The organism is Arcicella sp. GW822-FHT02H01, assembly GCF_058802005.1.
Genome location: NZ_JBXANT010000001.1, coordinates 3,615,378 through 3,638,544, shown reverse-complemented (window position 1 = coordinate 3,638,544; position 23,167 = coordinate 3,615,378). Strand labels below are relative to the sequence as shown.

16 protein-coding genes are annotated in these 23,167 nt (G+C 35.9%); 10 read left to right on the top strand and 6 right to left on the bottom strand.

Annotation, left to right across the window (positions count from 1 at the left end):
• Nucleotides 1–36 precede the first annotated feature (36 nt).
• Entirely contained in the window at nt 37–1,857 is a 1,821-nt protein-coding gene (locus AC1RNE_RS15170; protein WP_492801927.1) for a 3-keto-disaccharide hydrolase, read from the top strand.
• A 39-nt stretch (nt 1,858–1,896) separates the two neighbouring features.
• Nucleotides 1,897–3,879, top strand: coding sequence for a c-type cytochrome (locus AC1RNE_RS15165; RefSeq protein ID WP_492801926.1), 1,983 nt, complete (start codon nt 1,897–1,899; stop codon nt 3,877–3,879).
• Nucleotides 3,880–4,014: 135 nt separating this feature from the next.
• On the opposite strand, the gene AC1RNE_RS15160 is transcribed toward AC1RNE_RS15165, so the two are convergent.
• The 3 genes from AC1RNE_RS15160 to AC1RNE_RS15150 all read right to left on the bottom strand — a co-directional run bounded on the left by AC1RNE_RS15160 (nt 4,015) and on the right by AC1RNE_RS15150 (nt 6,994).
• Complete coding sequence (locus tag AC1RNE_RS15160) at nt 4,015–5,193, bottom strand: hypothetical protein (protein WP_492801924.1); 1,179 nt, start codon at nt 5,191–5,193, stop codon at nt 4,015–4,017.
• A gap of 223 nt (nt 5,194–5,416) precedes the next feature.
• Entirely contained in the window at nt 5,417–5,980 is a 564-nt protein-coding gene (locus AC1RNE_RS15155; protein WP_492801923.1) for a class I SAM-dependent methyltransferase, read from the bottom strand.
• A 60-nt stretch (nt 5,981–6,040) separates the two neighbouring features.
• On the bottom strand, nt 6,041–6,994 hold the full coding sequence (locus AC1RNE_RS15150; protein WP_492801921.1) for a DUF8428 domain-containing protein: 954 nt from the start codon (nt 6,992–6,994) through the stop codon (nt 6,041–6,043).
• Nucleotides 6,995–7,483: 489 nt separating this feature from the next.
• Between AC1RNE_RS15150 and nadB the strand changes: the two genes are divergently transcribed.
• Nucleotides 7,484–9,067, top strand: coding sequence for an L-aspartate oxidase (gene nadB / locus AC1RNE_RS15145; RefSeq protein ID WP_492801919.1), 1,584 nt, complete (start codon nt 7,484–7,486; stop codon nt 9,065–9,067).
• A 147-nt stretch (nt 9,068–9,214) separates the two neighbouring features.
• Here nadB and AC1RNE_RS15140 read toward each other — a convergent pair whose 3' ends face one another.
• Both AC1RNE_RS15140 and AC1RNE_RS15135 read right to left on the bottom strand, forming a co-directional pair.
• Nucleotides 9,215–10,456, bottom strand: a complete 1,242-nt coding sequence (locus tag AC1RNE_RS15140) for a NupC/NupG family nucleoside CNT transporter (RefSeq protein ID WP_492801918.1) — start codon at nt 10,454–10,456, stop codon at nt 9,215–9,217.
• Between the two features lie 158 nt (nt 10,457–10,614).
• Nucleotides 10,615–11,157: a YfiT family bacillithiol transferase gene (locus AC1RNE_RS15135; protein WP_492801917.1), complete on the bottom strand. Its 543-nt coding sequence runs from the start codon at nt 11,155–11,157 to the stop codon at nt 10,615–10,617.
• 685 nt (nt 11,158–11,842) lie between these two features.
• On the opposite strand from AC1RNE_RS15135, the gene AC1RNE_RS15130 reads away from it, so the two are divergent.
• From AC1RNE_RS15130 to AC1RNE_RS15100, 7 genes are all read left to right on the top strand, one after another.
• The gene (locus AC1RNE_RS15130) at nt 11,843–15,022 is read left to right on the top strand and encodes a SusC/RagA family TonB-linked outer membrane protein (protein WP_492801915.1); all 3,180 of its coding nucleotides are present in this window, start codon (nt 11,843–11,845) and stop codon (nt 15,020–15,022) included.
• A gap of 90 nt (nt 15,023–15,112) precedes the next feature.
• A complete protein-coding gene (locus AC1RNE_RS15125; protein ID WP_492801913.1) occupies nt 15,113–16,582 on the top strand; it encodes a SusD/RagB family nutrient-binding outer membrane lipoprotein in 1,470 nt (489 codons plus the stop codon).
• Nucleotides 16,583–16,624: 42 nt separating this feature from the next.
• Complete coding sequence (locus AC1RNE_RS15120; RefSeq protein WP_492801911.1) at nt 16,625–17,107, top strand: hypothetical protein; 483 nt, start codon at nt 16,625–16,627, stop codon at nt 17,105–17,107.
• Between the two features lie 435 nt (nt 17,108–17,542).
• Nucleotides 17,543–18,715 (top strand): pyridoxal phosphate-dependent aminotransferase, encoded by a 1,173-nt coding sequence (locus AC1RNE_RS15115; RefSeq protein ID WP_492801909.1) that lies wholly within the window; start codon nt 17,543–17,545, stop codon nt 18,713–18,715.
• A gap of 65 nt (nt 18,716–18,780) precedes the next feature.
• Nucleotides 18,781–20,325, top strand: a complete 1,545-nt coding sequence (locus AC1RNE_RS15110; RefSeq protein WP_492801908.1) for a flavin monoamine oxidase family protein — start codon at nt 18,781–18,783, stop codon at nt 20,323–20,325.
• A 29-nt stretch (nt 20,326–20,354) separates the two neighbouring features.
• Nucleotides 20,355–21,308, top strand: coding sequence for a Hint domain-containing protein (locus AC1RNE_RS15105; protein ID WP_492801906.1), 954 nt, complete (start codon nt 20,355–20,357; stop codon nt 21,306–21,308).
• Between the two features lie 263 nt (nt 21,309–21,571).
• Complete coding sequence (locus tag AC1RNE_RS15100) at nt 21,572–22,117, top strand: DUF4136 domain-containing protein (RefSeq protein ID WP_492801905.1); 546 nt, start codon at nt 21,572–21,574, stop codon at nt 22,115–22,117.
• A gap of 65 nt (nt 22,118–22,182) precedes the next feature.
• Here AC1RNE_RS15100 and AC1RNE_RS15095 read toward each other — a convergent pair whose 3' ends face one another.
• Entirely contained in the window at nt 22,183–23,160 is a 978-nt protein-coding gene (locus tag AC1RNE_RS15095) for a GSCFA domain-containing protein (protein WP_492801904.1), read from the bottom strand.
• Nucleotides 23,161–23,167: the final 7 nt, after the last annotated feature.

The following is a 23,167-nucleotide window of genomic DNA, read 5'->3' as shown; positions in this document are numbered from 1 at the left end:
ATTTAGCCTCTTTTTTACAAACATTATCCTAAAAAAATGTCCAATTTACAAATTATGAAGAAAGCTTGGCTCGTTTCAGCATTGTGTTTTCCGATGCTTGCAACTGCTCAGCAAAGTGTTTCCTTAGACGATATGTCTTATTGGAAATCATCTGACAAAACGAACTGGCAAATTGCTGGAGATGTCACAGCAGACATATTAAAACCTGAAACAATGGTCTTAACGGCGGGTAAAGGCGTACTCGCTAATTTACCTAATGCACAAAATCGTTCTAATTTACAATCAGTAGCAGAATTTGCAGATGTAGATGTATCATTCGATTTTATGATGGCTGTACATTCTAACTCAGGTTTTTACTTGATGGGACGATACGAAGTACAATTATTAGATAGTTGGGGTGTGAAAAACCCATCAACTGGTGACTGTGGAGGTATCTATAAGCGTCGTCGTTATGAAAATGGCAAAGAAGTGCTTTATGATGGACACGCTCCTCGCTTAAATGCTTGCCTTGCTCCTGGGCTTTGGCAACATATCGATATTTCATTCCAAGCTCCTCGTTTTGATACTACTGGTAAGAAGATTGCGAATGCTAAAGTAATTTCAATCAAACTTAATGGCATTGCTATCCAAGAAAATGTAGAACTGACAGGTCCAACTGGCGGTCCAATTTCTGAAACAGAAGCGCCAACTGGTCCATTCATGATTCAAGGAGACCACGGCCCAGTAGCTTTCCGTAATTTAAAGGTTTCTAATTTTGGCGGAAAACCAGCAGAGCTTTCAAATATTTCCTATAAAGTATTCTATGGAAATTTCAGAGAGCCTAAAGATTTCTTGAGTAAAAAACCAGACGCTACAGGTACACTAGACAAGCTTACTTGGGAAGTAGGTACTAAAACCAACGATTTTGCTCAGATTTTCAATGCTACTTTAAAGGTTCCTGAAGCTGGAAAACACTTATTTACTTTCCAAGCGGGTGGTAAATACTATGTGAATGTAAACGGGAAAGAATTACTTGGAGACGAATGGACGACTTCACGTGATAAACGTAGTGCATCAATGGATTTACCAGCTGGTAATATCCCTGTTGAGATTACGGTTTATAAAACTGATGGTTGGGTTTCTCCGATTCTAGGAATGGAAGTACAAGGACCAAACTTCCGTGCTGTTCCTTTTCATTCTTTAGGGTCAGTTTTAGCGGGTACTCCATCAGACCCTATCTTATTAGATGCCACAGAACCAACGTTATTGCGTTCTTTCTCAGACATCAACAGAAATACTCCTTATGCTAAACGTATCGTTCATGCCATCAATGTAGGTAACCCTGCCAAATTGCATTATACGTACGATTTAGATAATGGTGCTATCGCACAAATCTGGAAAGGTGATTTCTTGAATACTTCACCCATGTGGGATGACCGTGGTGATGGCTCGTCACGTCCGAGAGGACCAATCTTAAGTTTAGGAGATATTCCTCTTATCGTTTCGGGAGAGTCAAAAGCAAGTGATGCGTTGGGCACAAATGCAGGGTTCCGTACGTTGGGTTATGATTTAGATGCTGACAATCTACCAACTTTCCGTTATCAAATTTATGGTACAGAAGTAGAAGACCAAATCAGAATAATCGACGGGAAATACATTACGCGTTCGCTAACGCTTAAAAATCCAGAGGCAAACAATGCTTTAATGTGTCGTTTGGCTGTAGGAAAAAGTATCACAAAATTAACGGATGATACGTATGAGGTAAATGGCAAAAGCTATTACATCAAAGCATCAAATGCTACTATCGAAAAATCTGGTAATGATACAATATTATTAGTACCAGTAAAAGACAAAGTACAATATTCTGTAATGTGGTAAAATCCCTCAACCAAATGAGGTTTTAATCTGAAAAATCAAATGAATATCAAAAATATAACACAGTCGTTCAGCCATTCACTTACCAAAATAGGTTTAGCTTTGGCAATGACTACTGGAGCTTTCGCACAGGATGGTCCAACTGAAAACGATTATTATAAAATTGCCAAACTTCCCATTCCAGAAGGAATCGTTTTAGAAGTAGGTGGTTTGGTTACTTTACCAAATGGTGATTTGGCAGCCTCTACTCGTCGTGGAGATGTATATATTATCGAAAACCCAAATTCTAGCTCGCCAGTATTTCGCAAGTTTGCTAGTGGTTTGCACGAGATTCTAGGACTTGCTTACAAAAATGGAAATCTTTATTGTGCACAAAGAGGTGAATTGACAAAGCTAGTTGATAAAAATGGAGATGGTAAAGCAGATCGTTATGAAACTGTTTACTCTTGGCCAATCTCTGGACATTATCATGAATACTCTTTTGGTCCAAAAATTGGTTCAGATGGTTCATTTTATGTAACAGGCAACGTAGGTTTTGGTAACTCTGACTGGTGGGCAGGAAAATCGTTTGTGCCTTGGAGAGGCTGGACAATGAAGATTACGGAAGATGGCAAAATGACGCCGTATGCTGCTGGTATGCGTTCTCCATGCGGAATTGGGATGATTGATGGCCAATTCTTCTACGGAGATAACCAAGGCGACTGGATGGGTTCTGGTTTTATTTCACAAGTTGAAGAAGGAGACTTTATGGGTCACCCAGCTTCATTGGCTTGGGCTGGTCGTCCAGAATCATCGGTAAAAATGCGTGCTGACATGATTTATTCAAAAGTTGACCCACGAGATAATCCGAAAATCAAACCTGAATATGTGAAGAATGAGCCTATGACTACGATTTACGAAATGGGCAAAACTACATATCCAAACATGGGCATTAAGTCGCCAGCAGTTTGGTTACCACACGGTGTATTGGGAGTTTCTACATCAGAAATTATTCAGGATGACACACAGGGTGGTTTTGGCCCTTTCGCAGGTCAGGTTTTTGTAGGTGATGAAGGGATGTCTAAAATTGCACGTGTATTTTTAGAAAAAGTAAATGGTAAATTCCAAGGTGCTTCATTTGATTTCAGAAGTGGTTTCCGTTCAGGTGTTTTAAGAATGGCTTGGGGAACAGACAAAGCTATGTTCGTAGGTGGAACGAACCGTGGTTGGGGTTCAACAGGAAAAGAAGCTTTCGGTTTAGAAAGATTAGTATTCTCTGGAAAAACGCCTTTCGAAATGAAAGCTGTGAGAGCGATGCCAGACGGTTTCGAGATTGAATTTACTTTGCCAGTTGATAAGAAAACAGCTGAGAATGTAAACAATTATGATGTTTCTAGCTATACATATAAGTATCACCCTGTGTATGGTAGCCCAATTGTTGACAGAAAAGATAATGCAGTAAGAGGTGCAAAAGCAAGTGAAGATGGTTTGAAAGTAAGAATAGTAGTAGATAATTTACGTGAAGGTTATATTCATGACATTAAGCCAGAAGGTGTACTTTCAGCAACTTCACATTTGAATTTATTACACGGGTCGGCATACTATACGCTGAACAGTATTCCACAAGGTGCAAAAGCTAACATTACGTTGGTAACACCAAAAACTCGTGCACAACGCGAGCGTATCGATGCTGGTGCTAAAGTAAATACGCCAGACAACCAAATGAAAGAAGCGATGCCAACGGCTGCTGGCGAAAAGGCTAAGGCAAAAATGACATCAAGCGTAATTTCAGATGCAGAAGCAATGAAGCTTTTAAGCAAAAGTACTTGTTTGGCTTGCCATAAAGTGAATGAACGTGCTGTTGGTCCTTCATATCAAGAAATCTCAAAAAGAAAATATTCGGCTGCTCAAATCGAAGCATTGATTTATGAACCAAAGCCTTCAAACTGGCCAGAGTTCGCAACACCAATGCCACCGATGGCTCACTTACCAAAAGGCGATGTTAAGAAAATAGCTGCGTGGATTAGTGCAATGGGTAAAAAGTAAAGAGCTTCTTTATATTGAAAAAGCTCCAACGGAATCGAAAATTGATTTTTTCGACTCTGTTGGAGCTTTTTGGTATTTACTTATGATTAGGTTTCTTGTACAGACAAGTGTAAAGGAAAAAGTATCCCTGTTTATTTATTCTGATACTACTAACCAAGGAATATTAAATTGACCTTTCATAAAATAAATATTTACTTTGTCATCTTTGCCAAGTTGATTGTATAATTCTTCTGGAACCGTTACTTCATTGATTCCCTTTTGGTATCCCCAAGAGGTCAATTCTAATTGATAAGTTTTCATTTTCCCTGAATTAATTCTTTTACTCAAGACTGTTGCATTAAAGTTTTCGGGTACCGATTGGTCATATATACAATTTAAAGCAATTACTGCACCGTATGCATAGCCGAATAGAAAAATCGAAAACCCAAAAATTCTCAAATAGTCTTTTACTGTGTTAAACTTAAATTGTTTATTTCCAATTGTCATAATTGCGATGTAAGTTAGAGCTATTATGATAGTTGGTGTCCAGACATTTGAATAGTCAAAAATATTATAATCAAGCAAAACCCTTAGACAAAGGCCTACACTCGGAGCAAATATTGCCAAAAAAGCTGTTGGGTAAGCAGTATCTTTCCTATCGTCAATTCTAATTAAGCCTTTAAAATACCTTATTACATATACACAAATAACTGGAAAAATAATTGAAGCAGTCATTCCATATTCATAAGGATTGGCTAAAAAAATAGTCCAAGCTCCTATTATTAATCCTATCCAATTTAGGTATTTTGCGGTCTTTTGAGCTTTTATCAATTGCTCTTCTCTCTGTTCTGTAGTCCATCCAAACTCTTCATTATTCAATATTACTTCCTTTTTTTGCTCAGATTCAACAACATCAAGGTCTGAATAGTTTTTTGATAACCATACTACAATTTCATTGGTATTTTCAAAATATTTACTGATTTTGATTTGCTTTTTATGCTCATTATTTGATTCTATGATGATGTATTTATCGGTAATTCTATATCCCATAATTTCATTCAACATCAACTCTCTATTTGAAAATGTACTTACAGTAAAAACTTTTTCCTTATCAATCACGAACTTACTTCTATATGTGTCTATTATACCCACTACCTTCAAGGCAATCATTATTAATGGAATTGAGATAATAAACCAATAAGCAGTGGAATTCATATCTTCGTTCATTGAAGGGATAAAAGGCATCATTAGAACCCAAGAAAACAATGCAATTAGTAATGTAGCACCAGCATACATATAAATTACCCATCCTTTAGCTATTTTATATTCTCTCATAGTGTATTTTATTTGATTTTGCTATATGTATAGATTATTATTGAGTTGCGTTGTCACAAATTGTAAAGTAATTTCATATTGCCTCAAGATTTTCAACCTCAAATTTACCCATTCCAAAAAGAAACAAAAAACATCACATTCTCTAGTAACAAAAAACTTATTGAACGGTAAATTTCTTGGAATAATCTATTTCTTTTCTCTTCTCTCAGATAAGGAAAGCTATTTAAAGTAGCATACATTTATATTGAAATTTATCCTTTCTAAAACAAAAAATCTTCACATTATTCCCTTTATCAACAGTTTCATTTATTACAAAATCGTGCTTTTCTACCAATTCAATTAACGCACTTTCCAAAAACAATGGTTTTAAACAGCCTTCATGTATTTCGCCTGAATAGGTGGCTAATTGTTCCTCAATAAAAAGCAATCCGTCTGCTTTCAATGCTTCATAGCTCTCTTTAATCATTTCACTAGGAAACGAAAATTCGTGAAGACTATTAATAATCAATACTTTGTCGAAGATATTTTTAGGGAGCAAGCTTGAATGTTCTGTGCCAATGACAGGGATAAATTTCCCCTTAATTGGCTTTTTCATCATTTTTTCATAGAATAAAACTCCTTCGTTTATTTCCTGCTCATTGCATAAATCTGCATCAATATCTTGAAGATAAAACGTTAGATTTTCTACTTGTGAGGCAAAGTATATTTCCCACACACCTCCACTAGCCCCAATAGAAGCAATGGTTTCTCCACTTTTAAATTGGTATGTCTTTAAAGATATTTCCATAAAAAAAGCCCTTTGCGATGAAAGGGCTATCCATATTAATACGATATTTTATTGGCTACTTTATTTAATTTCAAAACTTCCTCCTCCTATTTTATATCCTTCACAATATACTTCTATTGTATAATGTCCTACTCGGTATTTAGCCATACCACCTCGCGCATACACAAGCTCTACTCCTTGCCCATTATTCTGATACAAAATATCTTTCTTAACAGTATAACTGGTTTGTTTTCCTGCCAACTCAAAATTTCCAGAACCTGCATTACTGTCGTATAAAACCGCTCCATCGGGGTCTAGCACTCTTACATAAATAGATTTTACATCTTGTTTAGCAATCAGATTAGGTTGTAATTGAAACACTATCTTGATTTTATCAACCTTCGATACCCTATAAACACCGCTATCTCTTTCTTTATTTTTTCTTGAAATAGCAATCACTTTTACTGATTGAGCCTGTAGGGCTGATGCCAAACTTACTTTTGCCGTGAGGGCTTGGTTTCTTTTGGTATAAGCATCTAGTGAATCACTCAGTCCTTGTTTTTCTATCCTCAAAGTGATATTTTCAGTAAACAACAAGGCATTTTCACCAGATAGACTCCTATTCTTTTCTGCTAGTTTGCTATTTTCCTTTTTGAATTTACTTATTTCGGTGTCCTTCTTGGCTAATAAACTTACATAATCCTTAATCTTACTTTCAAAGTGGGCAACCGATACATTATTTGCTTTCCGTAATAGCATTCTATCATTTTCTAATTGCTTTTTTGTAGCCTCCAAATCTTCTACCTTCCCTCCTAGTGATTTTATTTGAGCGATTTTGGCATCTAACTGAATACCGATAGAATCTAATCGAATACTTGTTGCAGATAATTCTTTTGCTTTTTGATGTATAATTACGTCCTGATTCTTCTTAAAATTGTTAGCATCAAACAACAAATAGGCAAGAATCCCCACTATAATAGCTAAAAAACCCGTCACCGCTTTCCAAATGCTACTACCTTTTGTTGTCTCTTCCATAAATAATTTAAATTTTGGTAAGCACTAGTCTATGGCTAACCTAATAATTTCGTTGAGTTTCCGAATTTAATAATTCCGACTGGTTTAGAGAAATTTTTAACTGGAAAGTTCACAGTCAAAAAGCCTTTAATTATACTATTTAAGGTACTTTGGCTGCTAAAACATGCATGAATATCTTACATTTATCTATGTTTTTTATCCTGATTTACCGAATAAAAGTTTAAAATTTTAACGTCTAATTACCTTCTTCCCTGCAAAATTGATGCCTACTTTTTACAAAAATATGTATTCTATCTTAGAAACTACTGTTCATTCCCTAACATTTCACTTAGTATATACAAGGGTTAGCCATCTATCGAAAAGCATTGTTTTATATAAATTCCAACTCAAAGTATAAATAAAGAAGTTTTTAAAATAACTTTGTTTATTCATGACATTAAAAATTTACATTAACTTATAAAATGCGGGCGGCAAGCCGTTTTCATCATTATGCCCCAATACGACTTTCTAGTTATCGGCTCAGGCATCGCAGGGCTTTCATATACAGCAAAAATTGCTACCTATTTTGAGGAAAAAGGGAAAGATATCAAGATTGCTATCCTCACTAAAACCATTGAAGAAGAAAGCAATACAAAATATGCCCAAGGGGGTATCGCTACTGTTTGGAAAGATGATGATTCTTTTGAAAAACATATCAATGATACAATGATTGCGGGCGATTTTATGTCGAATAAAAGGGCTGTGGAAATTGTGGTAACTGAAGCGCCTGAACGCCTAAAAGAGTTAATTTCTTATGGGACAAATTTTGACAAGAAAAATGATGGCTCTTATGACTTGGTGAAAGAAGGTGGGCATTCAGACCAACGAATTTTACATCATAAAGACTCCACTGGTAATGAAATTGAAAGAGCTTTATTAGAAAAAGTAAAGTCGTTTAAAAGTGTTGATTTCTTTACGCATTACTTCGCGATCGACCTTATTACTCAACATCATTTAGGTGAAAAAGTAACAAAGGATACTCCTGACAAAAAATGCTTTGGGGCTTATATTTTTAACACCCTTACTGGGAAAACTGAAACCTTTTTGGCTAAAACTACGCTATTGGCCACTGGTGGAATCGGACAAGTTTACCAAAGTACTACTAATCCAACCATTGCCACGGGTGATGGTATTGCAATGGCGTATCGTGCCAAAGGCTTTGTAGAAGGCATGGAGTTTATCCAATTTCACCCTACGTCCTTGTATCAACCAGGCAAAAAGCCTTCATTTTTAATTTCGGAAGCAGTACGTGGTCATGGTGGTATTTTAAAAAATATCGACGAGACTACTTTCATGGAAAAGTATGATGAACGTTTGTCATTAGCACCACGTGATATTGTAGCCAGAGCGATTGACTCTGAAATGAAAAAAAATGGTGTTGACCATGTGTATCTGGATACTCGTCATCTTGAAAAAGAGGATTTCAGGCATCACTTCCCTATGATTTATGATTATTGTAAAGATAACCTTGGTTTAGACATTACTGGCGATGACATGATTCCCGTAGTACCTGCACAACATTATTTGTGCGGAGGAATTAAAGTAAACGAACATTCACAGACGAACATTAATTTCCTTTTTGCAGCAGGTGAATGTTCTTCTACAGGACTGCATGGTGCTAACCGATTGGCCTCAAATTCGTTACTCGAAGCCATTGTTTATGCCCATAGAGCTTTCTTGAAATCAATAGAAACCTTTGAAGAAAATATACTTCCAACGAATATTCCTGATTGGAATGATGAAGGAACGACGCATCCAGAGGAATTAGTATTAGTTACTGAGATGGCTCGCGAGCTAGAGTCAATTATGAGTAACTATGTAGGTATTGTAAGAACAGACCGACGTTTGAAGAGAGCCTATGACCGTCTGGAACTAATTTATATAGAACACGAAGAACTTTACAGACAATCAAAAATATCAGTTCAAATCAATGAATTAAGGAATATGATTAATGTAGCCTATTTAGTCATTAAAGATGCAAGGGCCAGAAAAGAAAACAGAGGCTTACATTACAATCTTGATAATATTAAGTAAATGAATAAATAATTTCAAGTATAAAAACGATTGCTCAAATTCTTTCTATTAGCTGGCGACTTAAGTCGCCAGCTAATAGAAACATAACATAAAAACCCTGACGCTTTATTAAACGTCAGGGTTTTTTATGAAGTCCTATCAATATTCTTATAGCAATAATCCTGCTAAAGTAGCTGATAAATAACTAGCCAATGTACCACAAATTAATGCTTTAAAACCTAATTTAGCTAAGTCTGTACGACGTTCAGGAGCCAACTCGCCAATACCACCAATCTGAATCGCTACCGAACTAAAATTAGCAAACCCGCATAATGCAAAACTTGTAATAGCAAGCGTCTTCGCATCAAGTGTTGATTTAATTTTAACTAAATCTAAGTAAGCTACAAATTCGTTTACTACCATCTTAGTACCCATCAAAGCACCTGCTACTTGCGTATCTTTACTAGGTACACCCATTGCCCATGCAAAAACAGAGAATACATTTCCTAAGATAAAGTTCATACTTAAGTTTGCCATTCCAAAAACGTAAAAACCAATGTGCCACAAAATTGAATCTATCAAAGCAATTAAGGCAATGAAGCCAATCAACATGGCAATTACATTAAAACCTACTTTAAGTCCTTCAGAAGCACCCGAAGCTATAGCATCTACTAAGTTTGAATGTACTTTCTTAATTTCTAGTTGAACAAAACCCTGTGTTTCTGATTTCTCAGTTTCTGGATACACAATTTTAGAAATCACCAAAGCCCCAGGAGCCGCCATGATACTTGCTGCAAGCAGATATGATGCTGGTACGCCTAATTTAATATAAGTAGCCATTACACCGCCAGCAATACAGGCAAAACTACCCGTCATTGAAGCTAATAATTCAGATTTGGTCATGCCTTTTAAATATGGCTTAATCATAATCTGAGCCTCTACCTGCCCCACAAACGCAGATGCTGCATTTGAAAGGGCTTCTGCTCCACTTACTCCCATCAGCCAGTGCATCCCTTTAGCTAGTACAGCAATCACTCTTTGCATAATTCCAAGATGGTAAAGAATATTTACCAAAACGGCTACAAATACAATTGTTGGAATTACTTTAAAAAAGAAGACAAAATCATGCCCTGGTCCAAATGCTTTAGTCATTAATTCTGGTTGAACCAAAGAACTAAATACGAATTCTGCTCCTTTGTCAGCTTTTTCTAAGAGCTGATTTACCATCTCTCCTAACTTTGTAAAGAGTTTTTTCCCAATATCAGTTCGTAAAATAAAAACGGCCAAACCAAACTGTAAAGCTAAACCAACCCCGACTGTTCGGTAATTAATCGCTTTTCTATTATTTGACATCAAATAGGCTATTCCTAAAATTAATACTATTCCAATAAGTCCTGTGAAACGTTCCATGTACAAAGGGTTAATACCAAATCTTTAAAGTGGTTGTTGAATGAAAGGTTAAAGATAAGAGAAAAAAGATGAAAGGCGATAAATGCTGAAAACTAAAACAACGTCATGGTTATTTTTTGTATTTTAACAAGATTCAGCTTCTCGCTTTTCTTATAAAATTATATTTCCATTCGCTTTCTTAGTTCGGTAATATGGGCTGTATGATGTCTGCCATGCCATGAATACATTCCCGTAACTGTACGAAGACTATTGGCATGCATAGTGGCTGGATGAATAAATATTCTTTCAAATTGTTCTTCTGTCAAAGACTCTAACATCATAATCCATCGCTTATGTAGTACTTCTAAAAGCGTCAGAGACCATTCAATAGGGCCATTTTTACCATCTTCTAGTTCTGCCCAAAATTGTTCTTCATAAGGTCTGATAGTAGGAGAATCCTCGGTCAGGGCTAATTTAAAACGACAATAGGCATTCATGTGCGAATCTGCCACATGATTAATCACTTGGCGGATGGTCCAGCCTTCTGGGCGATAGGGTAATTCTAGCTGTTCTTCGGTCAGTCCTTCAACTGATTCTTTAAGTAATGTAGGAAGTTCTGAAATATCATCAATCCAAGATTTCAATAAATCATCTGTAATTTCATCGGGCTTACTAAATATTCCAATCGGATAACGCAATTGTTCTAAGGATAGATTTTCCATAAATATTGTTTTTGTTATTGTATTCGAAATACAATATAATCGAAAATTCAATTGGTTAAATAAACAATATATATCTTCTTGATAATTAAGTAGTTTACACTAACATATACCACTAATAATAAAAGCGTATTTATGCTATCAATCAAAAAATAAGAATTATCATTTTATTAAATAAACTTTTAATCACTCTTAGAAACATTATATTTATTATAAAATTTTAAATAATAAAATATTTTTTTAATGCTGTATTTAAAAAATTATTGGAATTATGTTTGGCATTTTAAATAAATCCATTATAATCGTACTTAGAAATAAATAAAAAGCGAAATAAAAAACTGTTATTAGGCATTTCTATAAAACTCTTTGAATTTTACATTAAGTATAATTTCTCATACATAAACCAACAAACTAAAAGAATACCATTTCCCGACTTCCAAAAGTCAAACTAACTAATTCCTTTATTTATAATACTTTCCAAAAACAACGCTTCAACTTATACAATTTTATTAAATCACAATTCCCCACTTTTCTTTACAAAGTGGTGTGGCTGTTCCTATTGATTTAAAAATCTTAACTACCAATTTACCATTGCCTTTGATGTCAAAATCTCTGGCCTGATATTCTATTTCCTTTATTGAATCACTAGTGCATTATTAGATTACCAACCATATAACAACTAATATTTATGAACAAAACTTTACTCTTCTTATGGGGAATACTGTTGGTTTCGTCCACGGTCTTTTCTCAAAAACAAAGTGTGACAGGTACGGTCACTTCTTCTGAAGATGGAGCTCCAATGCCAGGAGTAACCGTATTAATCAAAGGAACTACAAGTGGTACAAATACAAGTAGTGAAGGTAAATTTAGCATAGCTTGTCAATCTAAAGATGTATTGGTTTTTACTTTCGTAGGCATGGCACCTTATGAAGTACCCGTGGGTTCGCAGACATCCATCTCTGTAAAAATGAAACCTGATATTATGCAACTCAGCGAAGTAGTTGTTACAGCACTAGGTGTTCAACGAGATAAAAAAGCACTGGGCTTTTCACAACAACAACTTAAAGGTGAGAGTGTTACAGAAGCTAGGTCTTCAAACGTAGCCAACGGACTTTCTGGTAAAATAGCAGGTTTCAGGGTAAATACAAGTTCAGGCCCAGGTGCTGCTGCTACTATCCAGATTCGTGGTTCTTCATCCGTTTCTGGTAATAACCAGCCTTTGGTTGTTATTGATGGGGTACCTATTCAACAATCTTTCGACAAACAATTTGGCTCTGGATTATCAGAAGTAAATCCTGATAACATCAAAGATATTGCAGTTTTAAAAGGGCCAAATGCGGCAGCACTTTATGGCTCAAGAGCGGCCAATGGGGTTATTTTGATTACTACCAAAAACGGTGCTGGGATGAAAGGCATCGGGGTTGAGGTAAACTCGAATTTCGTAGCAGAAAGACCCTTTATTTCACCCAATTTTCAAAATACTTATGGGGGTGGTAATGGTTACCGTACTTGGTATAATGATGGTTGGAGTGGTTCTATCACAGACCCTACAGAGACTGCTCAATACAGAGCGGCTTATGGTCCAAATTCGCCATTGAGTGGCACTGAAGGTACTGATGAAAGCTGGGGTGCGCCAATGGATGGTCGTTTAGTACGTCAATGGTGGACAGGTAAAGATGTGGCACCGCTTACACCACAACCGAATAATTATCAAGAATTCTGGCAAACTGGTACGGCTTTTACAAACAATGTGGCTGTTTCAGGAGGGAACGAAAAAGGTAATTTCCGCTTATCATTAGGTCATCTTGACCAAAAAGGAATCATGTATTTCAATGATTTTCATCGTAATAACTTCAAATTCAACTCTGGGTACAATTTTACAAACAAATTTAATGTTACACTATCTGCCGAATATGTTAAGTCTTGGGCTGATAACCGTAGTTATGCTTCTGGACAGGAATTTATCTGGTCGCATAGACACGTTTCGTGGGACCAACTACGTGACTGGCAGTCGTACACTGCTACCCATATTCAACGTGCTGTTGCAGGAAAACTACCTGATAATGACCCACCAAACTGGCAACATACTTTCTTTACTAACCCATACTATACGCAAGAAAAACTTCCCTATTCTAATGACAAAGATCGCTTAGTAGGTAACATTGCTTTGAACTACAAAATATTGCCTTCGTTGAGTGTGATGTTAAGAACAGGAACAGATGTTTGGTCTGATACCCGTATTAACATTGTAAACTTTGAAAGAGTAAGAAATGGGAACCGCACACCTGGTCGTTTCTCAGAGGAAGTACTGCGTAGACAAGAAACTAACACAGATGCGATATTAACGTATAACACAAACGTTAATAAAGATTTCTCTATTAATGCACAGGTTGGAGGAATCGTAAGAACAAACTATTATAAAAGGAATTATTTGTATGTAGGTGAATTAGTAATTGATGGATTGTATAATGCAGGGAACGCAGTGCCAAGTCAAAACACGATTGCTTCTACTATTACCAAAAGTGAAGTACAAAGTGCCTTCGGTGCAGTTAACTTAGGCTTCAAGAATGCTATTTTCTTAGATTTAACAGCGCGTAATGACTGGTCGTCTACTTTACCTGCCGACAATAGATCATACTTTTACCCATCAGCTTCATTGAGTGTAGTATTTACTGATTTAATAGAGAGTATTAAAAGCGATGTACTTTCATTCGGTAAGGCTCGTTTCAGTTTAGCACAAGTAGGTAACGATGCAGACCCTTATCAGCTTTCACAAACCTATCGTGCTGGTACTTCATGGAATGGAGCGACGCCTGAATTTGCAGAAAACACTACAATTTCTAACTCGACCCTTAAACCAGAAATTACTACTGGACTTGAAGCTGGTTTAGACCTCCGCTTGTTCAAAGGGAAATTAAATTTAGACCTTACGTATTATGAGCAAAAAACTAAAAACCAGATTCTTGGCGTAGAAATCTCAAAAGCTTCGGGCTACAATACTCGTATTTTGAATGCTGGTCAAATCACCAACTCTGGTATTGAAATCACCCTTTCTGGTACTCCATTAAAATTATCGAATGGTTTTGGTTGGGATGTAAGCTTCAATTTTGCTCGTAACAGAAATAAAGTGGTTGAATTAGCAGAAGGCTTAACTACCTATATCCTTAACGAGCGTCGCGGTTTAACATCCGAAGCTAGGGTTGGACAGCCTTACGGAACATTATATGGCTATGGTTTTGAGAGAGCCCCAGACGGACAATTATTGATGGTTAATGGATTGCCACAACTTTCAACAACACAAAAAATATTAGGGAATATTCAGCCTGATTGGATAGGTGGTTTCACTAACACATTTTCTTATAAAAACTTCTCATTGGCTACTTTGATTGATGTACGCATGGGTGGTGATATTTTTGATGAAGGAACGTCTAATGCACGTTGGACGGGTCAGTATGCAGAAACAGCCATTGGTCGTGAAGAAGGCGTAATTGGCAAGGGTGTTATGGTAGTATCTACTAATCCCGATGGAACAAAGGTATATGCACCAAACGACATCATCGTAAGTGCCAACCAATACTATGGCTACAACAACCCTCGTCGTTATCATGAAGCAGCTATTTTTGATGGTAGCTATGTAAAACTTCGTGAGGTATCATTCGGCTATAAGCTCCCTACAGCCCTTGTTAAAAAACTTGGTTTCCAATCAGCAAAAATTTCAGCAGTTGGTCGTAACGTGTTGATGATATTTAAAAATCATCCACACCAAGACCCAGAAATCGATGCCAATGGTGGCAACAAACAAGGCTTTGGCTATGGTGAATTACCTTCAACAAGAAGTTTAGGCGCTAACTTATCTTTTAGCTTCTAGGCAAAACCTGACGATAAACTTTAATCATTCTGAGTATTGAATTTAATCTAAATTACAAAGCTCGGATTCATTTAAAAAGATTATTACAACATGAGAAAATATAGCAAAATATACCTTCTGGCTACCTGCATTATTTTAGGGTCAGGGTCTTGCACGAGTACTTTCGACAAAATGAATGTTGACCCCAACAACCCGTCGTCGATTACACCACAGTTTCTTTTACCAACAGGTATTGAAAGCTCCATCGACCGCTACTGGGGACATAGAACCCGTTTTGAAAGAATAAACTTAGATGGTGCAGCACTTTGGGTACAACATCTTACAAGAAATATTTATTCAAACGAAGGCGACAATTATGGTATTTCGCAAGCATTACCATTAAACAACTGGAAAGGCTTTTTTAATGATGCGCAATCAAACTTCAATAGAATCATGGTTATTTCTGGAGAAAAAGGAACTGCTCCGAATGCCAACTATGAAGGTATTGCTTTGGTAATGCGTACTTGGACATTCTCTATCATCACTGATATGTGGGGCGCTATTCCTTATAGTGAAGCCTTAAAAGGTACAGCATCAGACCCTGTTTATACGCCTGCTTACGATTCTATGGAAAAAGTGTATGCAGGAATGCTTGAAGATTTGAAAGTTGCCAATGAAAAATTGAATGTAGCTGGTCCAGCCGTTTCTGGGGATATTCTTTATAGTGGGAATATTTTAAAATGGAAAAAATTTGCTAACTCTTTACGTCTGCGTTTAGCCAACCGTCAGGCAGCTAAAAAATCTGCTGAGTCAAGAGCAATCATGCGTGAGATTTTATCAGATGCTACTAAATATCCAATCTTCACGAGCAACGATGATAATGCTTCCTTGAAATGTACCACTATTTTACCAAGTAATAATGAGTGGAATCAGGTACTTATCCAAGATGGTAGAACCGACTGGAATTTAAGTAAAACGCTAGTTGATAAAATGAATGGTGTAAGTGATGCTAGAATTAAAGTATTTGGTAACCCTAATAAATCAGGTAAATACGAAGGACATGCTAACGGCTTGCCAGATGCTATCGCTACTACTTATCTTGAAAGCAGTTCAACCATCGGAACCTTTTTTACGGCTGCGGCTTCGCCCGAAGTAATCATGACTTATTCTGAATTGCAATTTATTTTGGCAGAGGCTAGCATTGATGGTGATATTACTGGAGATGCTCAATCGTATTTTGAAAAAGGTATCACGGCGTCGTTTTCACAATTTGGTATCACAGGTGCTAGCGATTTAATTACAAAGTTGGGCACAGCAACACGTGAAAAAATACTTGACCAAAAGTGGATTTCATTATTCGGACAAGGTATTGAAGCTTGGACGGAGTATCGCAGAACTGGGTATCCTGTAATGCCATCGCCTGACCCAAGAGCTGTTTTTGAAAACAGTGCAGTCATTCCAACAAGATTACCTTATCCTGGTTCTGAATATTCGTTGAATGCTAAAAATGTGGCAGAAGGTGAAAAATTAAACGGCGGACCCAATGATATGAAAACTAAACTTTGGTGGGCAGAAAAATAAGGCAAAATCAGTAGTTGAATTAAACATTAAATTAGAACAATCATGAAACACATAGATAAATTACCCCCAATTATTCTAATAGCTCTTTTTGCATTGTTAACGATGGTATCTTGTAAAAACGTAGACGACCCTTTTGTACCAAGAGTAGTATCTCCTGTTTTAGTAGCTATTGATGGAACTGCCCCTGGAGACTTTGCTACCGAGCCAACCATTAGTTATACAAAAACTGGAAATGTGGTTTTATCAGCAAGAATCCTTGAATTAGATAAGACCAATCTTTTAGATTATAAAAAAGGAATTGACTCGCTTCCTGTAGCCAATACTAAAATCACCATCACTTTGCGTAATACTGGCGCTGTAGTGGCCGAGCTAACAACAGATGCCAAAGGTAAAATAAGTGTTGAGAAAACTTGGTTAGCTTTAGGGCTTTCTGCACCAGCATCTGGCAACAGTATTCCTCTCAATTGGAGTGGTAGTTACAAAGGTCAGTCCTTTACACGCTTGTCAAGAGCATCCGTTAAATAACAAAACGTACCAAGAAAGTCTATAGGCTGAAGTCGTGAATATTATTTTTGTACAACATTTTTTACATAAATGAGTGTTTCTCTCTATTTAAATAAAAACTTATTTTATGTACTTTTGCAAAGTAATTTAAATAATTAGTAATTTTATCACCGAAAAGAGAAGTATTTTTAAATATATTATCATTTATCAATACATTTTTAAACGAAAAAATTACCGAAATCAATTTTGATTTTAAAAACTTTAAATTACCTTTAAATAAAAATAGTACAACAATCATACTTCATCAACTTATATAAATCAATTTCCGAATTCTACGGGGTTAATCACCCCGTAGGAGTTCAGATAATTTTCTTGTAGCGTTTTAATTGAGTATTGTAATAAGCTTTATTAACTTCATCATTAAATCAATTCATTCACTCTTAAACGTTGTGTGAAATGTCATCGAATCTGAATCGCCGTAACTGGCTTAAAAAAAGTCTTTTTGCAACTGCTGGTTTAAGTACAGCCAGTGCATTCATCCAAAAAGCTGCTGCTAATCCTGTAGTTAGACAAGAACTACAATATAGCCTTCTCCCTGAGTTTTTACTAGAACAAGAATATTCTAATATACCTGTACCTGCCAAAACGCTTGTTAGACTAAGTGCTAACGAAAACCCTTGGGGGCCATCAGAAAAAACTAGACAAGCATTAATAGGTGCCATCGGTGATTCAAACCGATATGCTTTCAAACTTCGTGGTGATTTAATCAAAGCGATTGCTGAAAAAGAAGGTGTTCCTGAAAATTATATTTTATTAGGTGCTGGTTCTTCAGAGTTACTTACCGCTTCTTTGGTTGCTTATGGGCAAAAAGGAAAGATTCTGGTTGGTGACCCTTGCTATATTTCAGGCAATGAAGAAAGAGTGCCTATGGAAAAAGTACCCTTGACCAAAGATTATCAATACGATTTAGATGCTACTGCTGCCAGAATTAATGGTTCTCAAAGCTTGGTATATGTTACTAATCCTAATAATCCAATTGGAGCGGTACTCCCTTCTGAATCATTCAGTGCTTTCATTGATAAGGTTTCAGACAAAATCACTATCCTTTCAGACGAAGCCTATATTGATTACGCCAAAGACCCTAAAACAGCATCAATGATTCCCGCTGTAAAAGCAGGTAAAAATGTTTTAGTGTTGCGTACGATGTCAAAGCTATATGCTTTTGCAGGCTTACGTTGTGGTTATGCGATTGCTAAACCAGAGATTCTAAAAATGATTCAACCATACTGCTCTGGTGGTTTTGATATGTCTGTTCCTTCTTTTGCCGCAGCCATTGCAGCATTTAAAGATACAGAATTTCAACAATTGACTTTAAAGAATACTGAAGAGTCAAAACAATACTTGTATTCATTCTTAACCAAAGCTGGATATACATACATACCGTCATCTGCCAATTTCGTGATTTTCCCTTTAAAAATGAAAGGCTCTGATATGCTTTCAAAAATGGCAGCAGAAGGTGTCATGCTTAGAAAATGGGAATTTGAGCGTCAACATTGGTGCAGAGTTTCAATCGGAACTATGGACGAAATGAAGGCATTTGCCGACGCCTTTACCAAGGTTATTTCTTAGTTCTGTAATTCCTTGTGAAATCGCATTAAATATCCCTTTCACAAGGAATTACTAATTTGCGACAGATGACAAGAAGAGATTTTATCGAAAAAACTGGCTCGGCCAGTTACCTAACCATGCTCGGCTTCGGCTTAATACCTGAAGCCAATGCAAAGCCACTTAATTTACAGCGGAATAAGGCTAATAAAAAGATTGTTATTTTAGGTGCTGGTTTAGCTGGAATGTCAAGTGCTTATGAATTAATAAAATTAGGATACGATGTCACCATTTTAGAAGCAAGAAGTCGCCCAGGAGGAAGAGTTTGGACAGTAAGAGGGGAAACAACAGAAACTGAGATTGGTGGCACAACACAGGTTTGCAAGTTTGATAAAGGTCTCTATTATAATGGTGGAGCAGCCAGAATTCCACATAATCATACGCTTTCTTTACACTATTGCCGTGAATTTAATATCCCCTTGGAGATATTCATGAACGTAAATGAAGGAGCTTATTATTATTCAGAAGGAACTGGTAAATTATCAAACAAACCCATTAAAATAAGAGAAATTCATGCCGACGTGCGTGGATATACTTATGAATTGTTATCAAAGTCAATTGATAAAAAAGCACTTGACGAAGAAGTAACCAAAGAAGACCTTGAAAAATTAAGTGCATACTTAAAAGAAGAGGGCGATTTGGATATTATGAAGAAGTACAAAGGTTCTGAACGTCACGGATATAAACGTCAAGGTGGATACGGAGAACAAACTCCTGAGTTAGCCTCACCACATTTATTGCATGATATTATTGAATCGGGGCTTTTTCATCCTGCTTTTTCAAATATTGGTGAATATACTTTCAATCAACAGCCCGTCATGTTACAACCTGTTGGTGGAATGGATGCTTTGCCTTATGCTTTTGCCAAAAGATTAGAAGGTAAAATTCAATTTCAGGCTGAGGTGCAAGAAATAAGAAAAACCTCTCCTGGTGTTAAAATTATTTACAAAGACAAAACGGGTACTGTTAAAGAAATATTAGGCGATTACTGTATTTGTACAATCCCTTTGCCTATTTTAAAAGGTATTACGTCTGATTTATCATCGGATATTCGTAGAGCGGCTGATTTTGTACCTTATATGAATACTGGTAAAATCGGATTACAATTTAAAAGGAGATTCTGGGAGGAAGACGATAACATATTCGGAGGGATTTCTAAAACCAATATGGATATCACACAAATTTTTTATCCTTCTTATAATTTTATGGGTAAAAAAGGGGTGTTAAAAGGTTATTACAACTTTCACGATAGGGCATTAAGAATGGGAAACCTAAGCTTAGCCGATAGAGAGAAAGCAGCCTTAGAACAAGGTGGAAAAATTCATCCACAGTATAAAACTGAATTTGAAAACTCATTTTCATTAGCTTGGCAGAAAATTAATTATTCAAAAGGAGGATGGGCAGAATACAGCGACTCAGCTAGAAAACGCTTCTACCCTTCCCTCATTAAGCCAGATGATGAAATTTATTTAGCAGGTGAACACACTTCTCACCTTACAGCTTGGATGGCTGGTGCTTTAGAGTCAGCAAATTCGGTAGTAACACAAATTCATAAACGAGTTAACGGAGCTTAGGTTTCTGTTTCGTAAAACAAGATTTCAGCATGAAGAAAATTATATATTTTATAACCTTACTTTGTTTATCAATTAACGTTTTCGCACAAGAAGGCGAAAAAATGGGTATTAAACTAAGCGAATTTGAAGCAGTAAAGAAAATTGCTATCAAAAACTTAGACAAGGATACTTATGTAAAGGATGGTAATTTTATTTTAGATAACAGTACTTCTCCGTATGTTTTTAAATTCTCGGATGGTTTAGAAAGAAGAATTTATTTGTACAAAGTTTTAGAAGTAGCTGGCATGAAAGAAATTGCCAATTTAATGATTTTTACAACGCCAAAAGACGGAAAGAAAATCAGTTTAGTTGTCCCTAATCCATTAGCAGAAAAAGAAACGTGGGGTAAATATATTGATGATTTGAAAGATGGCGAAAAATCAGTTTCAGGATTTTCATCATGTGTTGCGTTTGTTTTAGCCAAAGAGTTCTCGGGCGTTGCTGGAGAAAAAGGCAAAGAAGAGGACAAATACGAGTACTGCTTTCCTGCGGAAGCAAAAGTAACGATGGCTAATGGAGAAATCAAAAACATTAGCGAAGTGAAAGCTGGCGATTTTGTGACATCATATAATACCAACAAAAAGATAGCTGAGCCTACTATTATTCAAAAAGTTGATATTCACGAGAACAGCGAATTTGATATTGTAAAGGTATTATTGGTAGATCCAAGTGAGATGATTACGGCATCCGTTTCAGTAAAGTATCGATTAAAAGAACTTGAAGCGACAGCTAATCATCCTATTTTTACTGAAAATGGCAAAACAACAATTGCTGATTTAAAGGTGGGTCAAAGTGTATTTGTTTACGACAATGAAACTAGAAAGTTCAAGAAGTTTAACGTATTTATTACCAAAGCTGGAACTAGAAAAGTAAACAAAGTTTATAATTTAATTACAGAGAAAAATAGTTATCTGGTAAACTCAGTAGTAGTTTTAAAGAAATAAAAATATTTAATTTTTTGAGATTGTTTTTGGATATTTCCGTAAATCCTTTCTCCTTTGGGGAAGGGATTTATTTTTTTTATAACCCCCTCAAAATAAAATACTTACAAAAATCACATTGTAAATTATAGAATTATTAAAGCTAAAATTTGTGATTAAAATTCAATTAGTTAAAAAAAAAGTAAATAAAGTTATATTTTAAATATTTTTTCTACTACATTTGTAGAGGCTTAAACGCCAATATCCAAAAACAATCTTAAAAATTAATGAAACGCATAGTTGTTACAACATTCATTGTTGGACTTCTTGCTACTTCATGTACTCGGGAAGTAATACAAGTGAAAGCCAATAACGACTTTCATGAAATAAATACCGAAAATCGTTCTTTTGCGATAGTTCAAGAAGTGAGTCGCCCACAGGAATCAAAGTCATCGTTAAACGAAATGGTGATTAAAGAAGAGATAGAAAAGCAGATGGCTATACGAGGCTATACAGAAAGCGATAACGCAGATGTGTTAGTTTCTTATGCTGTTTATGATAAAAATCTCAGTATGCAAGATGTTAAGAAAGTATATATAAATACTTCTTTACAGCACGAAACACTTGATGTATATCGAAAAAGCTTGAATAATGGCACATTAATCATTACGATGATTGATAAAAATTCAAATAAAGTATTTTGGATGGGCTATGCTTCTAAAATTTTGAAATCAAACAAATCTTTAGCTAATAGAGATTTAAAAAATATTACCAGAGCAATTTTTGATAATTATAGAGTAACCGCCAATAATTATTTGGCAAAAAACAATTAACTATCCTCTTATACAATACCATTTAACAATGAAGCTCTGAAAACCTCGATTCTATCGAGGTTTTTTTATTTTTGGGCTATTCGCTCTTTCACTAACTTAATCTCGTCTGAAACATCAACTGTTGAGCTTATTCGGCTTAAATCTGATAAAAGATTGCTTAGAAATTTATGATGGGCATCTGATTGTTCATTGAAGGGACGATGTGACAGCCTTTTTTTAATTTGAGTCCATTCTGCTACGAATGCTTTTAATTCTTCATCAAAATAAGTGTCTGCGAATTTTTCAAAAATGTATTGCTCTGCTACTTCATTCGGATGGATTAAATCTGCTTTATAGAAGCGATAATCACGCAAATCGTCCATCATTATTTCATAAGATGGGAAGTATTCAACATCGCTATAATCTGTCATTAGATAATGACAAGCTGCACGCAAAATAGATTTTGAAACCTGATTTTCGGGAATACCATCTTTGGTATGCCTTACTGGCGAAACCGTGAGGATGATTCTCAGATTCGGATTCGTCTCTTTCAGTTGCTTATAAAGTATAGCAAAACTTTTACATATATCTTTTACGCTTAGTAAGTCCTTTTCAAAATATTTGCTTGGCATTTTATGGCAATTAGCTACATAGGCAGGATATTCCAAAAGCTTGTATATAAAAGCTGTTCCGAAGGTGATAATCAGGAAATCAGTATGAAGTAATTGATTAGATATGCCCTTAAGTTGTTCGTTGATACTATCCCTTAGCACGTCCTTAGATTCAGCAAAGAATTGTGAATGAAAATCGTAATGAAACCAAGTTTTTTGATGCTCGACAAACAGGCGTTCGTCGGCAAATTGATAATCTGGAGAGAGGATTTTAAAAATCGAAAGAGGGTTAAATAATGTCCCCAGTGGGTTAACTTCGATTTTAATCTTATTATTTTTCAATTGATTCCCAACTACATCGGCAAAGCAAGAGCCTAGCGTGATTAACTGGGAATCAATTGAAATTTTATTTTGTACAACTGGAATAGTAAATGTTGTCCGAAATTCAGCCATGTATAGC